The sequence below is a fragment of the Pararhizobium sp. PWRC1-1 genome (genome assembly GCF_049897905.1).
In the GTDB taxonomy this organism is placed as follows: domain Bacteria; phylum Pseudomonadota; class Alphaproteobacteria; order Rhizobiales; family Rhizobiaceae; genus Pararhizobium.
The window spans coordinates 114,260-127,739 of sequence record NZ_JAFCXE010000021.1 but is presented as its reverse complement, the minus strand read 5'-3'; the positions used below and the strand labels follow the sequence as shown (position 1 = coordinate 127,739).

Annotated in this window: 14 protein-coding genes; 13 read left to right on the top strand and 1 reads right to left on the bottom strand. The window is 54.8% G+C overall.

Features of this window, described 5'->3' with window-relative positions; translation table 11 throughout:
* The first annotated feature begins 651 nt into the window (after window positions 1-651).
* The 12 genes from ACP7E0_RS26645 to ACP7E0_RS26590 all read left to right on the top strand — a co-directional run bounded on the left by ACP7E0_RS26645 (window position 652) and on the right by ACP7E0_RS26590 (window position 11,202).
* Window positions 652-897, top strand: coding sequence for a hypothetical protein (locus tag ACP7E0_RS26645; protein WP_426129348.1), 246 nt, complete (start codon window positions 652-654; stop codon window positions 895-897).
* Between the two features lie 309 nt (window positions 898-1,206).
* Window positions 1,207-3,144, top strand: coding sequence for an AI-2E family transporter (locus ACP7E0_RS26640; RefSeq protein WP_426129346.1), 1,938 nt, complete (start codon window positions 1,207-1,209; stop codon window positions 3,142-3,144).
* 967 nt (window positions 3,145-4,111) lie between these two features.
* On the top strand, window positions 4,112-4,600 hold the full coding sequence (locus tag ACP7E0_RS26635) for a ferritin-like domain-containing protein (RefSeq protein WP_426129344.1): 489 nt from the start codon (window positions 4,112-4,114) through the stop codon (window positions 4,598-4,600).
* A 21-nt stretch (window positions 4,601-4,621) separates the two neighbouring features.
* Window positions 4,622-4,885, top strand: coding sequence for a hypothetical protein (locus tag ACP7E0_RS26630; protein ID WP_426129342.1), 264 nt, complete (start codon window positions 4,622-4,624; stop codon window positions 4,883-4,885).
* Window positions 4,886-6,627: 1,742 nt separating this feature from the next.
* Window positions 6,628-7,191 carry a nutrient deprivation-induced protein gene (locus ACP7E0_RS26625; RefSeq protein ID WP_426129341.1) on the top strand — a complete coding sequence of 188 codons (564 nt, stop codon included), beginning with the start codon at window positions 6,628-6,630 and terminating at the stop codon, window positions 7,189-7,191.
* A complete protein-coding gene (locus ACP7E0_RS26620; RefSeq protein ID WP_426129340.1) occupies window positions 7,184-7,600 on the top strand; it encodes a phage holin family protein in 417 nt (138 codons plus the stop codon). Before ACP7E0_RS26625 ends, ACP7E0_RS26620 begins: the two co-directional genes overlap by 8 nt.
* Window positions 7,600-8,607, top strand: coding sequence for a DUF3618 domain-containing protein (locus ACP7E0_RS26615; protein ID WP_426129338.1), 1,008 nt, complete (start codon window positions 7,600-7,602; stop codon window positions 8,605-8,607). Before ACP7E0_RS26620 ends, ACP7E0_RS26615 begins: the two co-directional genes overlap by 1 nt.
* A gap of 137 nt (window positions 8,608-8,744) precedes the next feature.
* Window positions 8,745-8,984 carry a hypothetical protein gene (locus tag ACP7E0_RS26610; protein ID WP_426129337.1) on the top strand — a complete coding sequence of 80 codons (240 nt, stop codon included), beginning with the start codon at window positions 8,745-8,747 and terminating at the stop codon, window positions 8,982-8,984.
* Between the two features lie 103 nt (window positions 8,985-9,087).
* Entirely contained in the window at window positions 9,088-9,483 is a 396-nt protein-coding gene (locus tag ACP7E0_RS26605; protein WP_426129335.1) for a hypothetical protein, read from the top strand.
* 179 nt (window positions 9,484-9,662) lie between these two features.
* Window positions 9,663-10,436 (top strand): exodeoxyribonuclease III, encoded by a 774-nt coding sequence (gene xth / locus ACP7E0_RS26600; protein ID WP_426129334.1) that lies wholly within the window; start codon window positions 9,663-9,665, stop codon window positions 10,434-10,436.
* A gap of 16 nt (window positions 10,437-10,452) precedes the next feature.
* Entirely contained in the window at window positions 10,453-10,665 is a 213-nt protein-coding gene (locus ACP7E0_RS26595) for a hypothetical protein (RefSeq protein ID WP_426129332.1), read from the top strand.
* A 186-nt stretch (window positions 10,666-10,851) separates the two neighbouring features.
* The gene (locus ACP7E0_RS26590) at window positions 10,852-11,202 is read left to right on the top strand and encodes a hypothetical protein (protein WP_426129330.1); all 351 of its coding nucleotides are present in this window, start codon (window positions 10,852-10,854) and stop codon (window positions 11,200-11,202) included.
* A 423-nt stretch (window positions 11,203-11,625) separates the two neighbouring features.
* Here ACP7E0_RS26590 and ACP7E0_RS26585 read toward each other — a convergent pair whose 3' ends face one another.
* The gene (locus ACP7E0_RS26585) at window positions 11,626-12,501 is read right to left on the bottom strand and encodes a hypothetical protein (protein ID WP_426129328.1); all 876 of its coding nucleotides are present in this window, start codon (window positions 12,499-12,501) and stop codon (window positions 11,626-11,628) included.
* A 656-nt stretch (window positions 12,502-13,157) separates the two neighbouring features.
* On the opposite strand from ACP7E0_RS26585, the gene ACP7E0_RS26580 reads away from it, so the two are divergent.
* On the top strand, window positions 13,158-13,403 hold the full coding sequence (locus ACP7E0_RS26580; RefSeq protein ID WP_426129326.1) for a hypothetical protein: 246 nt from the start codon (window positions 13,158-13,160) through the stop codon (window positions 13,401-13,403).
* The last annotated feature ends 77 nt before the right edge of the window (window positions 13,404-13,480 follow it).

Genomic DNA, 13,480 nt, shown 5'->3' with positions numbered 1-13,480 from the left:
TCACGCTCGCTCATCGCAATCAATCCCATCTGCAATCTCCCAGACGTCAATCAGACCCGGGGAGTGTGACATTCTAACTTTGCCGAATTAGGACATTCTAACTTTGCGGCTACATGATCCTGTTGCATAATGCATGTTATGGAACTCAATGGAGCTTGCAGAGGCTCACTGTAGAACCGGACCAGACATCGGATTCCACGGAACGAAACCGTCAAAGTCCGGTCGCAGCGTCGGATTACCACGCGCTACCGCGCCGGAACCGAGACCGTCAGCATGATAGAACGGCTTCCCGGTCGGCCTCGTAGATTGTCCTATCGTTGGCGTCGCTTTGCCACTGGTATTGGCGTAGTATGGGTCGGAAGTTAATGTTCCGGTTCCGACCAAATTTGAAAAGATAGCTTTTCCGAGCCTTATCCCATTCACGCTGTAGTCCGTGATCTTATTGGTCGCGGTGCTAAGCACTTCCAAAAAGAATAGCATCCGCCCGCTATCGGAGCCACTCGCGCCCGAAATGAGGATTTTGGCTGAGCTTCCAATATGTGTCAGCTAGCAGCAGCCAATGACATTTTGGCAGATGCCTCAACCATTCACAACTTTCGGCGTGCAACCTAATGCTTGGTTTCGAGTTAGCCACTCGAAGGGAGTTGTCCTATGGTTGAAAGTCCACTGCACGAACCGAACACCGATGATCGTCATCTCGAACTCCAAAAGCACCTCGATCCTATTCCCGGCGATCTTATCGACGAGTTCTCAAAGGCTGGATATACGACGCTCGAGGTTATTGAAGGAATGCGGGATATACTCTGGAACCGGCGGATGGCCTTCGAACAGAATTCTGGCTCCTTGGAGGACACGTCCATTCTTGAAACGGTAAGCGAAAGGCCTCAAGCGGATTAGGCTGAGACGCGAATGTCCCGTGAGTGTGTTCTATGGTAGCGGACTTCGTCTCGCCAGGTTGAACTTTTGGCTCGGCCATCGCGGCTCCCTGAGCTTCTGAACCCGAAGCTAGCGAACGCGCTATCACAGACGTCAATTTCCCGGGGCACATGGCAACATCATCGGTATATCCGGCGAGGCCGATCGGAGCTAGTACGGGTGCTGGCTCACCGAGGGTATATTTCAGTATTCACCTCGATAAAGCGCGGGGCTGTTATACTTTAGAACCAACAGATCATTGGCGAGAAAGCCTTTAACGAGGATGAGCTCATGAGCAACCTGACAACAACGGATACGGGGGGCACGGCGCCAAGCTCCGGGACATTCGTGAATACGACGCTGTCTGGACGAATGATCCTGATCCTCATCGGGGTCGCCGTGCTCCTGCGCGTCGGCCAGGATATTTTCGTGCCGCTGGCTTTGTCGCTGCTCCTGACTTTCACGCTGGCGCCGATCGTCACATTCCTCAGAAAGCGATACATTCCTAAAATCGCGGCGGTAGTCCTAACTGTCGCTTCCGCGTTCCTTGTGATCGCCACGTTCAGTTTCATCGTTGCAGGACAGGTTGCAAATCTCGCAGACAACATCCCTACTTATCAGCGCAATATCATCGACAAAGTACACGCACTACGTGAGGCCGGAACGGGGACGGGCATATTCGAACACCTGACCAAGGTCGTCGAGCGTGTCGGAGCCGAGATGCAAGATCGAGCAACCGAAAGTCGGGATGAGACACCTTCGTCAACGCAGCAGCGCGAACCTCTTCCTGTTGAGATCGTGACCCCCTCGAAACCGATCGAAACACTGGTGAACGTTATCCTGCCACTGATCAGCCCGTTTGCAACGGCGGGTCTCGTCATAGTGCTTGTGATATTCATGTTGCTTGAGCGTGAGGACCTGCGCGACCGTTTCATTAGGCTGGTCGGCCTCGGCGACCTTCACAGGACAACCGCGGCCCTTCAGGACGCGGGAACCAGGGTCGGCAAATATCTTCTGATGCAGCTCGTCGTAAATTCCCTTTATGCTGTCCCGATAACGCTCGGTCTTTGGTTGCTCGGAATACCAAACGCTATCCTTTGGGGCTTGCTCACTCTGGTACTTCGGTTTGTTCCCTATATCGGCCCAGTCATCGGAATGATCCTGCCATTATTCCTGGCATTGGCAATCTCGCCAGGTTGGTCCCTGGTGGCATGGGTCGCCGCACTATTCATAACTATCGAGGTTATTAGTAATAACGTCATAGAGCCTTGGCTGTATGGCAGTCATACCGGCCTATCTCCGTTGGCGATTATTATTTCAGCTATTTTCTGGTCGTGGTTGTGGGGACCGCTCGGACTGATGCTGTCGACGCCCCTCACCGTATGCCTCGTTGTGTTAGGCAGGTATGTCCCCCAATTCAGCTTCCTGGATGTGCTTCTCGGTAATGAACCCGTCCTACAACCGCAGGAGAAGCTTTATCAGCGTTTGCTCGCTGGCGATCCAAGCGAGGCTACCGATAATGCCGAGGATTTCCTCGAAGAGGGTTATCTGATCGACTACTACGAGAATGTTGGTCTTCCAGCGCTGTTACTGGGGGAAATGGACCGTCAGCGCGGTGTAATGACCGAGACGCAGATCGCACTGGTTGCGGCGAGCATGCAGACGCTGATTGGCAATCTCGCCGACATGGCTGACGAAGAAGAGAAGGACGAGGAGCTCGAGCAAGCACAGACTGACGCTGCCGAGGCCGCCGACGAACTTGACCTTCCAGACGGCAGGGGACGATCCATATTATGCCTTGGAGGCAGAGGCGCGATGGACAATGCCGTCGCGTCAATGCTCGCACAGATACTGGCAGTGCAAGGTGCTCACGTCGCCGACAACCGCGTCCTCAACGACCCGCAAGGCTCCGACCCGTTGGAAGCTTCCAATGCCGACACGGTTCTGATCGCCTTCTTAAACGGAAACTCGAAATCACATGCTCGCCAGATTATCCGACGTCTAAAGCGTCGGAAACCGTCCCTTCGTGTTGGCATTGTGGTCCCGATGGCGGACAGTGAACGTTCCGCCCAGATTGCGCCCGATGAAATCAACGCGGACTTCGTCTCACTCAGTCTTACCGAAGCAACGCGATCTGCTTTGAGCAATGCTGAACCGGTTGCGCTCAAAAGCGCCGTCAGACCGTTGCTACGGCCCCGCCCTCGCCTAAACCCCTCTTTGGTGGCTTGATCCCAAACGAGCGACATCGGATTGGTGAAACAAGCTCAGCTTTCGCTGTCTTAGCGGCGCGGGACCGACAGACGTCTCGGAGGATTTTCACATAGCCCAAAAGTCGATCCCAGCGATCCACCCCGCAAAATAACAGGCGGGGTGGTTCAGGTCGCACCGCATCCCTAGAATCATAACATAGTTGGGCTCAAACGCCTTGAGTTCGCTTGGATTAACTTGTCGGAACTTGCACAATCGCTTGATGGGCACGTGGGTGTGCGCTGGAAATGCACCATTTGCTCCCCGTTCGAGCGCGTCAAGTCAACTAGCCCCGCTTCGGCGGTGTCGTCCCTCACCGAGGATCGAGAGTAGCGCACTAATTTATTTCCAAGTCGACTGCCGGGCTTGAGATGGACAAAGAGCGGATAACCTTTGGAAGCCTTTTTCGGCAAAAAACCCGGCTGCTGAGGCCGGGTTCTCGACTACAAACGGCCGATTTACCCCGCTAGTGCGTGGTGCTGTCTATAAGTGCGTCGATGAGTTTAATCTGCGACCGATTACCGCGCTTATACTCGTTGATTAATATCTTCGCTTCCGCAGTCGCATCCTTGCGCAGAATGTGTTGCTGAGTACACCAGGCGTCGAGAACGGACTGGAGCATATTGAGGTCCATTGGTGGTATTGCGATATCGGATTTATGCATCATTTTCCTCCCAAGGATTGACATCTTTTTGGTGAGAAGCCGCCTCCCAGCAGCCTCCGGCGCATTCAACCTTAGTCTAATGTACTGGCTGCACAAGATGAAAATGTGACATTCTGGTTGAGGTACGTAACCGATTTTCTCTCTCCAGTGATCGCCAAAGTGTGCTGGGTCATGAGGGCGCGACGGGACCTGTAACTAATGCGGGGTAAGACGGAACATTGGTCCCGCCTGTGGGTTGTTGACAATTGCCCGGCTGTCGGTGCAATGTCCCAAGGAAACAATCCCATGGCCAAATTACTCGAAGACCTTTTCCTCGACACGCTCAAAGACGTCTATTTCGCCGAACAGAAGATCGTCGACACATTGCCCGAGATGGAAGCGGCGGCGACGAATACTCAGCTGAAGTCTGCCTTTCGCAAGCACCTGGATGAGACTAAAATCCACGTAACGCGCCTGGAAGCTGTCTTCAACGTCATCGGTGAAGAACCGGAAGCCAAGACGTGCGACGCCATTCTGGGCATCACCGACGAGGGGGCCGAGATCATGGAAGAGTACGAAGGCTCCCCTGCCCTTGATGCTGGCCTTCTTGCTGCAGCTCAGGCCGTCGAACATTATGAAATGTCACGCTACGGCACGCTTCGCACGTGGGCGCTTGAACTTGGCTATGAAGAAGCCGCCGAGATACTTCAGTCTACCCTCGATGAAGAACAAGCCACCGATCTTGCACTCACCGCTATTGCCACGTCCGTCGTGAACCAAAAAGCCGAAGGCTGATCATTCGTCGGGGTCTGGTAGATGTCAGTCCCCGACCTTTGTCAGATAATTGTTTTGTCAAAAGGCTTTATTTATCTGTTCACAAGACTGCGCGGATCCGAGCTGTTGGTCGGCTCAGAAGTGCAGACAATCGACGAGATCAAGTCGTTGCTTGTTGAAAACGGCGTGCCAATCGAAAGCGGCTTGGCCGAGCTTCACCAAGTCGGGAAACTGAAAATGGGCAAGCAGACCTCCGAGGGACTGATCGAGACGATACTCTTGGCGAAGCCACTTGGAGATGCTTAGAGATTGGAGCCAATGTCCCCGCCAGTCCTGAAATTGTGAGTGGTTCGATACCGGCCTTGTATCAGCTCCCATCAGATGGCAAATCCCGACCGAGAACAAACAGGAAGCAAAATTATGAGCGCTCGAGCTGACCGCAGCTGACATTGATCGTGGTTGGCCATTTCAAATTGCACTGGATGGCGCTCTTTGTACAGGCAAGCAGAGCGCGGTCCAGGACGAATTCTGTAAGGGCCTTTCGCGGTGCGGTCACTCCGTGTTCCATGATGACAAGACGTTCGTTGTACAGTGCTTTTCCCTGAAAGAGGACGCGGAGAAATTCATGGCCAAGTTCGGTGGCGAGTGGTTTGATCCACGGGAGCGTGGTCGGGACACCAATGGAACAAGTGGTACAAGGGAAGGTTCGCCGGGCGTTAAATGTAGGCCGGAACAATGTTTCCCCTGAGTTCCCCGCGATATGGAGGAATTCCGATGATCGAATCGCCGGAGAGAAATCTGAAAGACGATTAAGAATGCCACGAGGCGTTGGAGATGTCGTATCGCAGTGATTGAGGGCGTTTATTAGCTCGCCCTAAAGACGACTTACGAGTGTGCGAAGTCCGACCTGCACAGAGGGACGTCCCATGAGGAACTGGCTTTCGACCGGAACATTCGCTCCCTGCATTTTTACAGCGGCGACGTTTTCATTCGCCGTACCAGCCCAAGCAGAATGTCGGTCAGCCCTCAACAACCCCGAATGGCCCAGGATCGCACGCTCAGTTGCCGCACTGCAATTGTGCGAACAAATACCGGTCGGCCCCAATCATACCGCCAGATTTCAAGTTATCTCGGTGGACATGTGCTCCTTTCCGAGTGGCATCGATTCCGTCACGGCAAGAGCGTTGCTGACCTGCGAATTCAGCGCGGACTCTCTGATCCCGATGCCTTCAGTCGACAGCGAGGTTACGGCCACGGTGACTTTCGACACCAAAGCATGTCGTCTTTTGGATTCCGATCTTCAAATCAGCGGTGAGATTGGAGCCCTCCTGTCTGGCCTAGAAGACACACAGAAAATTGCTCGCGGCTGGGCACAATCCCAATTATCGCACCTGTGCGCGTTACTGCGATGAGCCTCGGTGCCCGGACACTCGATACGGGGTGATGCCTGAGAGACTGTTAAGGCCGATTACCGTACTGCAGATCACACTTGACCCGTAAGCGCTGTCGCGCTCACACGTCGACCATCGTGTTGACTGCAAGCATGTCCGCCGTGTCCATAAGGATGAGCGGCTAGTCGTCGACCACGAGTGCAATAGGTTCGGCAAGTTTTCCAAATTCGGCATGTTCCATAAGCCCGTAAGCAACCGGGAAGACGATTGGTTCCGAAACTTAAAGCTGAAAGTCATCATCCACGCTCCTCCGTTTCCGTTCTACCGTTCCCGGATTTCCCTTAAAGCGTCCGGCATTCTTAACTCGAAGGTAGTCAACTCACGCACTGAAAACACAGACGGCGCTCTGCCATGGCTTTGGCTCCTCATGCTGGTGGCCCCCAGCACGTCAGCTGCCAAACGCCATGTTTTGATCATTGCCTGCGAGGCGTCCGTTCAGGTGACTTCTGATCAAACAACGGACACTTAAACCCCGAGAACGAAGTCCGTCGTCGCGAATTCCTGAAAAATAAAGCTGCAATGGCTCTCATCGGAACAAAGCCAAGAATTCATGGTTCAATGGTACGGCGACCGCCGTTTTTCACCATGGAGGCTAACATGCCGAGTGAATTTAACGATCCAACAGACGGGTCACGTGCATCGTCGCAAACATCGCCCACGTTTGAACCACCGCCTACTGTCGCGGAACCTCAAGCATCGTTCACGGACCTGAAGGACAAGGTTGCCGATGACATGTCAGCGGCAAAGGACACGATCAAGACTGGCGCGGACAGCGCTGTCGAGAAAGTGAAGGACGTTGTCGCGGAACAGGCAACGTTTGCCGCACGGCAGGTCGGCGGGGTCGCGACCGCGCTTCAAAAAGTAGGCACTGAACTGGAAGGGTCTGACCAGGCAGAAGTCGGTCGCTACGCGAAGCAAATCGGGCGAAGCGTTCAAGGCTTCGCGAAACAGATGGAAGGTAAGGACATCGGCGAAATCGCCAACATGGCCGAGGAATTCGGCCGCAAGCAACCGTTGGCTTTCCTCGGCATTGCCGCGCTGGCTGGACTGACCGCCAGCCGCTTTCTCACCGCGTCCGCTAAGAGGACACCCTCCGTGACGCCCAATTCTCCTACGACTACCTTTGCTTCCAACCGGACCGGAGGTCAGGAAAATGGTTAAGTCTCCTGAGAATGCCCCTCTTTCCGAGCTACTCGGCGGACTTGTCACCGATGTCACCGGGCTGCTTCGCAAGGAAATCGATCTCGCCAAGACTGAAGCTTCGGAAAAACTTTCGAAGGCCATGAGCGGCGTCGAAGTCCTCATCATCGGGCTTGTCCTGGCTATTGGAGCGGTTGGCGTGCTGCTGAGCGCCGTTGTCGGCGGTCTTGCCGCTTTTCTCGTGACACAGGGTTTCAGCGACACAGGTGCGACCGCGTTGGCTTCGTTGATCGTTGGGATTGTGGTCGCTTTGATTGCTTGGGCTCTTGTTTCACGCGGCCTCGCGGCACTTCGTGGCAGCAACATGACGCTTAATCGAACCGCAACGTCGCTTCGCCGTGATGTTGATGCTGTAAAGGAGAAAATCTGATGGAAACTTCAAACGAGAAAACATCGGCCGACCTCCAGAGGGAGATTGACCAGGATCGCCAGCGTATCGGAAATCGCATCGACGCTATCCAGGAACGGATGTCGCCCGGCCAGTTGGTCGATGAGGTCCTGACCTATGCGAAGGGCAGCGGTGGCGGCGAATATGTCAGCAACCTTGGTCAGGCTCTCAAGAACAATCCGTTGCCCGTCGCTTTGATCGGTGTGAGCCTTGCCTGGCTGATGGCCAAGGGCTCAACTCCCTCGACGCCATCTCCCGTGTCGTACAACGTTGCAGAATACCCACTTTATCGGGCTGACGGCCCGGTTCGCCGTCTCGGCCCTCCCGAAGCCGAAAACGGATCGAGGTACAGTCACTTCTCTGACAGCACCGGCAAGAAACTCAAAGCCCTGACAGATGAGACGGGCCGCCGTGCTGGGCATTTCGTTGATGAAGCGGGGGCAACATACCGGGGCTTCGCGGATGCTAGCGGCAAACAGGTCGAACAAATCGCCGACGAGTCGGGCGCTATGCTCGACGCTGCATCCGGCTGGGTTTCCGATAAATGGGGACAGGCAAAAGGCGCGGTAAGCAACATGGGCGCTGCGGCGTCGGGAGCGGTCAGCTCGATATCGGACCAGGCGTCCTCGGCTGCTAGCTCGCTGCGCGGGCAAACCAACCAGCTGAACGACGCTATACTGACGCAATTCCGGGATCAGCCTCTTGTGGGAGGTGCACTCGCCTTCGCGGTCGGAGCAGCCATCGGTGCAGCACTTCCCCATACCGAGATGGAGGACGACCTGCTAGGTGACGCCGCCGACAGCACCAAGGAAAAAGTCACAGCTGCTTCGCAGGATGTCGTCGACCGTGGAAAAGAAGTGGCGTCCGAGGTTTACGAAAAGGTCGTTGAGGTGGCCTCCGATTCCCACGACACCATCAAAGACCGTGTAGTTGAAGAGGTCGATGCCTTCAAACAAGGGATGACCGAACAAAAACCAGGGCAACCATAACGGCTCTGCTGAGCCACTTGCTCGACATCCTTTCAAGGTGTCGAGCCGTCGCCCCGCGTTTTTCAACAACCACAAATGCCTTCCCACGCCCAGGGAACCAAGCAGTTTCTTCTGAGTTTTGCCGTTAAGGAGGAACGATGATGATCAATGGACCAAACGAAAATCCGAAAGACCATGACTTGGAATGCCAAGAGGCATTGGAACCATCCTTCCTGGCACTGATAAACGAGGCCATAGACACTGGGTGGCCACGAGAACAGGTAATCAAGTCGCTTGGCGACTTAGCCGACAAGCTTTGGTTTGAAGACCAAGCTTTTCCCGAAGAGTCTACGGATGAAACAAAATCGGAGCTTCCAGCGGTGGGCTCGTTCAGCTGAACGAGGCGTGCCGCGCTGCTTAGAACCGTCTGTGGCGTGGCCTGTGAGGAACATTCGACACGAGTGCGAGTTTAGCAGCATTGAATCATTAAGGGATGATGCAATGGCTACTTACAAAGACGAGCGCGGCAACCGAGTCGACGCGGCGGACACGAGCAAAGTTGTTGTCGAGACACCGGTTGAAGCCCGGCAGGGTTTCCTGGGCCGCCCAGTTTTGATGGTCCTAATTGGAGGCCTTATTCTGGCGATGCTCGCTTGGGGCATTTCGGAGATGTACGGTGAGGCCGTCGACAACGATGCTGCGACCGACGTTAACCAGACAACGACTACCACGCCAAATGCCGTGGTCACCCCGACGGACCAAAAGGTGATCGATAATACTCCGCCAGCCGGTGAGAAAATGCAGACCGCACCGACGGATCGCGATCCCACGGCAGAATCTGGCACTGGTGGCGATAGCCAGTCGGTAGCGCCTGCGGGAACAGAGAAGACTCAGTGATTTTCATGGAGAGGGCATGACGAGCGAGAACTCATCGATACGGGCGCCGACAAACGGTACGTCCGGCGCGACGACGACGGGAAATTCAAACAGTCCGTCGACGTCGGCAAATCACTTGTTGCCGACCGGCGCACCAAGGCCAAGACAACGGCCAAGTCAGGCGAAGATCACAAGCGCAAATGAAGATTGCCACCTATAATGTGAATGGTGTGAACGGGCGGTTGCCCGTTCTTTTGCGCTGGCTGGACAAAGCCCAGCCGGACGTGGTGTGCCTGCAAGAACTGAAAGCGCCGCAAGAGAAGTTCCCCATGAAGGCAATCGAGGACGCGGGATATGGCGCGATCTGGAACGGACAGAAATCGTGGAACGGTGTCGCCATCCTGGCCAAGGGCCACGACCCGCATCAGACGCGGCGCGGCCTGCCAGGTGAGCCAGACGACGTTCAAAGCCGTTACATCGAAGCCGCGATAGATGGCGTCATCATCGGCTGTCTCTACTTGCCCAACGGCAACCCCGCACCCGGACCGAAGCTCGAATACAAACTTCGGTGGTTTAAGAGGCTTCATGATTACGCTGCGGAATTATTGGAACTCGATGTGCCTGTCGTCCTCGCAGGCGACTACAACGTCATGCCGACAGAACTAGACGTTTACAAACCCGAGCGTTGGGTTGACGACGCCCTGTTCAGGCCTGAAGTGCGCCAGGCGTTTCATGACCTCGTTGGCCAGGGATGGACCGACGCGGTCCGGAAGCTCTACCCTGATGATGTGATCTACACCTTCTGGGACTATTTCCGAAATGCGTATGTCCGAAACGCCGGTTTGCGCATCGATCATTTCCTGCTCAGCCCAGCAATCGCCGACGATCTCAAGAAGGCTAACGTAGACAAGGACGTTCGCGGATGGGACCATTCCAGCGATCACGCGCCTGTCTGGATTGAAATCGCCACTTAGAACTGGAGGAGATGAAATGATTAGACATCCTGAACGCGCTGTCGATGACCCAGAACGCGAACTTGAGTTGAGGCTTATAGTCGATCCCCTGCTCCAAAACCTTATCGCCGACGTAGTTGCCGAGGGCTGGGGAACGGTAGAGACCATGGCTGCGATCAAGCAGGCGATGGGACATCTGGAAACAAGCTATTCGCAAGACCCCGATCCAGCAGAAGACCCGGTCTCATGAGACGGCACTCCGCGAACGCCCTCAATAGAGAGTTGCTGCTACGAGATGGCACTACGGGATCCAACGACGGGCCCTCCGGCGCGCCTACTCACATTCGCCAGACCAGCATCAAAAGGCCCTCCCCGAGTGCGATGAGCGGAACCAAAAGTGCTTATGGCTGCTTTCACGATACAGAAGGAGTCAGAAATGGGAAAAAAGCTTGATCGTGTATATGACGCATTGCTGAACGGGGCAGTTAAGGGGTTGGCGGGAACGCAGCTTTACGAGTACGTGCTGAAAAAGTGTCCGAAAACTCCCACCAAGCGCGTGGTCAAAGCGTCATTGTTCGCGCTTTCCGATCCTGATGTCCAGGACCGCAATATCCTCCAGGTCATCTATGCACTTGCCATCGACTACCGGCTTGCGGATTTGGGAGTAAACGAAACACCCGAAGAAGACGATGATGCGCCAGGCGCTCCCGCTATTAGTCAGAAGCTGAAAGAACGCCTGGAGAGCACGACTGCAATTGTCCCAATTGCCGATGTCACAACTGCGTGAAGGGTGGGAGCAATGCAGACTTTGTCCCCAAGCAGGCAAGTGGTGCAGCCCCTCGAATTAATTAATCAGAGGATGACCCACGTGGATGGCCCGAACTCTGACGAAGCTCCCGGCGCAGGTTAATCGAAAGGCTCATGTCGCAAAACCCTCTCGGCAAACATCTCAAGTTCCGCAGGCTGGAATACTCAATGCCCTGTTGTCTTAGAGACTGACCGAGACTACCGGAGACCACAATGGGCTGGACTGATTTCACCCGTCAGCAATATGCCCGACGCGCTATGCGGTAGGCAAGCCATCTGACGGAAGGGAATCGGAATCGATGCACTGAAAGGCAGAATTCAAAGACGGCGCGAGATTTTCGGTGAAGCGGTTTTCGCCCTACATGGCTGAGGAGACGTTAAGCCGACAACACATCCACAGCATTCAGGCGTTTTGGCATCCCTGGGGAAGAGCGAGCGCCGTCTTGCTGGTGTTATCTGGGTCAACAATGTCGCTTAGGCTTTCCTGAAGAGCTAGGAAGAGCTTAAACGCCTTCCGCGCGGCCTTTCCGGTCATAACGCCATTGCTGGTCCTGCACTTGTACGATAGCTCAGCAACCGAAGGCTTGGCGGTTGGGTCGGTGAAGCACCATAAACTCAATGTAAACTCCCCTACAATATCAGCGTCAAATTTTGCACTGCCCTCCTTGAAGGCATACTCATAAACGGTATGCCCCGTCTGCAGCCGGGAAAGCCTTTCCGGATAGGAGGCTCGAAGGATGTCAGGCACCCCGGGAAAAATCCTGAAAACGCCCTCTAAATCGAAAGGCAGCTCTTCTGTCCTGGTTGTTATCGTCGATGATAAAGAGAAACGGTTCCTGCTGGACAGCTTGCGAGGCAAAACAACCCGGGGTTCTAGCGAGTTCAGCGAAGCCCTGATTTCCAGGGGACCGATATCCTCTTCAAATTCCGTCTTGATATCCCCGTCCTCCGTCAGTGTCGTAGAGGCGACCACGAACTGATCGGGCATGCGCAGTTTCAAAGTGACGCCGGATTGACCGTTGGAAATAAAGCCCGCGTTAGTCTCTTCCCGCGTACGCAAAATGAGATCGTTTTTTGACAGAATACAGTTTGCGTCATCCCAAAACCGAGTGACCCTGTGGACCACTTGTTGGAACGGTCGGACGTTGTCGAGATGCTCAACAATTTTACTGACCCGACGTGTCCAAAAGTCATTCGCTGACGTGAGCGACGGTCTTGCTTCGAAAACGCCCGGATTGAGCAGCAGCTTATACTCGCGTGCCTTGAGCTGATGTCGCATAACTCCATCTCCACCGAATGCCGACAACCCACGGATTTTTACGGAGGCTTACCTCGCTTAGATTGAGACCGGTCCTGCGATTTCGCAAGCGCCGCAAGCCCGATTTTTCGCCGCACGCCCGGCAGTTGCGGGAACACGGCTATTTTGCAGCAACTTGCTGCAAAATTGCACCGAAGCCCAAGCGGGAGCGACAGTTCTCAGCAATTATGGGAGGCCCCACGCAGTGGTCCCAGGGTTCGCGTAATCCATGCGTAATTAAACGGGGGTTTACCTGAACTCTGCAAGCCGTGCGCGGCGCATCCTGAAATGCAAAAATGTCCGTTGCAAGACTCATGGCCCGTTATTACATCCCGGTTTGACAGCGACGGCCTGCCGACTTTTCGGCTTTTGCCGTCAGTTGCAACACACGGGCGCTCACCTTTTAGGGTCGAGCGCCCGCAGTGTTTCTGAAGCGCGAATTTGTGCCTCGGGGATGAAATAGAAGCGTTGCCCCGGTTTTAGGCGACGCGAGCCAACTGGGAAAGCCAGGTAAAGGTTCGTCGTTTTCGTTTGAAACCTCAGAAATATTTTGCCTCCTGACAAGGTTAGCGCCCGGTGAGCTTTTGGCGAACATGCAGGTTCGAAGAGGAATGTGCCCTACCCGGACCAACACCTGAATGACCACGCGCTACCAAGTCAGAAAAAACACGACAGACCAATATTGGTCGGTCGTGGACGTGTTCACCGGGTGGCCAGCCGAATATCATGGTGTTTTCCTCGAAGCGCTTGAAGCTGACGAGGTCGACCGGATGGTCGATGTTTTAAACGTCAGTGACCCAGCGACGAGGGCAACTGAGACACCTGCGCTGACGCCCCGCCGCGACAATTGCGCCGAGCACCTGATGGATTTCCCCTCAGTGTAGAGGAATAGAAAGCCGTAGCTTCAGTCCGGTGTCAGTCCACTCGCGCTCGGCGTTGCCTCCCAGTTGCTTCTCAACCA

Coding starts and splice junctions, on each gene's coding strand:
- ACP7E0_RS26645 (WP_426129348.1), top strand. CDS start 652: ATGGTTGAAAGTCCACTGCACGAACCGAACACCGATGATCGTCATCTC.
- ACP7E0_RS26640 (WP_426129346.1), top strand. CDS start 1,207: ATGAGCAACCTGACAACAACGGATACGGGGGGCACGGCGCCAAGCTCC.
- ACP7E0_RS26635 (WP_426129344.1), top strand. CDS start 4,112: ATGGCCAAATTACTCGAAGACCTTTTCCTCGACACGCTCAAAGACGTC.
- ACP7E0_RS26630 (WP_426129342.1), top strand. CDS start 4,622: ATGTCAGTCCCCGACCTTTGTCAGATAATTGTTTTGTCAAAAGGCTTT.
- ACP7E0_RS26625 (WP_426129341.1), top strand. CDS start 6,628: ATGCCGAGTGAATTTAACGATCCAACAGACGGGTCACGTGCATCGTCG.
- ACP7E0_RS26620 (WP_426129340.1), top strand. CDS start 7,184: ATGGTTAAGTCTCCTGAGAATGCCCCTCTTTCCGAGCTACTCGGCGGA.
- ACP7E0_RS26615 (WP_426129338.1), top strand. CDS start 7,600: ATGGAAACTTCAAACGAGAAAACATCGGCCGACCTCCAGAGGGAGATT.
- ACP7E0_RS26610 (WP_426129337.1), top strand. CDS start 8,745: ATGATGATCAATGGACCAAACGAAAATCCGAAAGACCATGACTTGGAA.
- ACP7E0_RS26605 (WP_426129335.1), top strand. CDS start 9,088: ATGGCTACTTACAAAGACGAGCGCGGCAACCGAGTCGACGCGGCGGAC.
- xth (WP_426129334.1), top strand. CDS start 9,663: ATGAAGATTGCCACCTATAATGTGAATGGTGTGAACGGGCGGTTGCCC.
- ACP7E0_RS26595 (WP_426129332.1), top strand. CDS start 10,453: ATGATTAGACATCCTGAACGCGCTGTCGATGACCCAGAACGCGAACTT.
- ACP7E0_RS26590 (WP_426129330.1), top strand. CDS start 10,852: ATGGGAAAAAAGCTTGATCGTGTATATGACGCATTGCTGAACGGGGCA.
- ACP7E0_RS26585 (WP_426129328.1), bottom strand. CDS start 12,501: ATGCGACATCAGCTCAAGGCACGCGAGTATAAGCTGCTGCTCAATCCG.
- ACP7E0_RS26580 (WP_426129326.1), top strand. CDS start 13,158: ATGACCACGCGCTACCAAGTCAGAAAAAACACGACAGACCAATATTGG.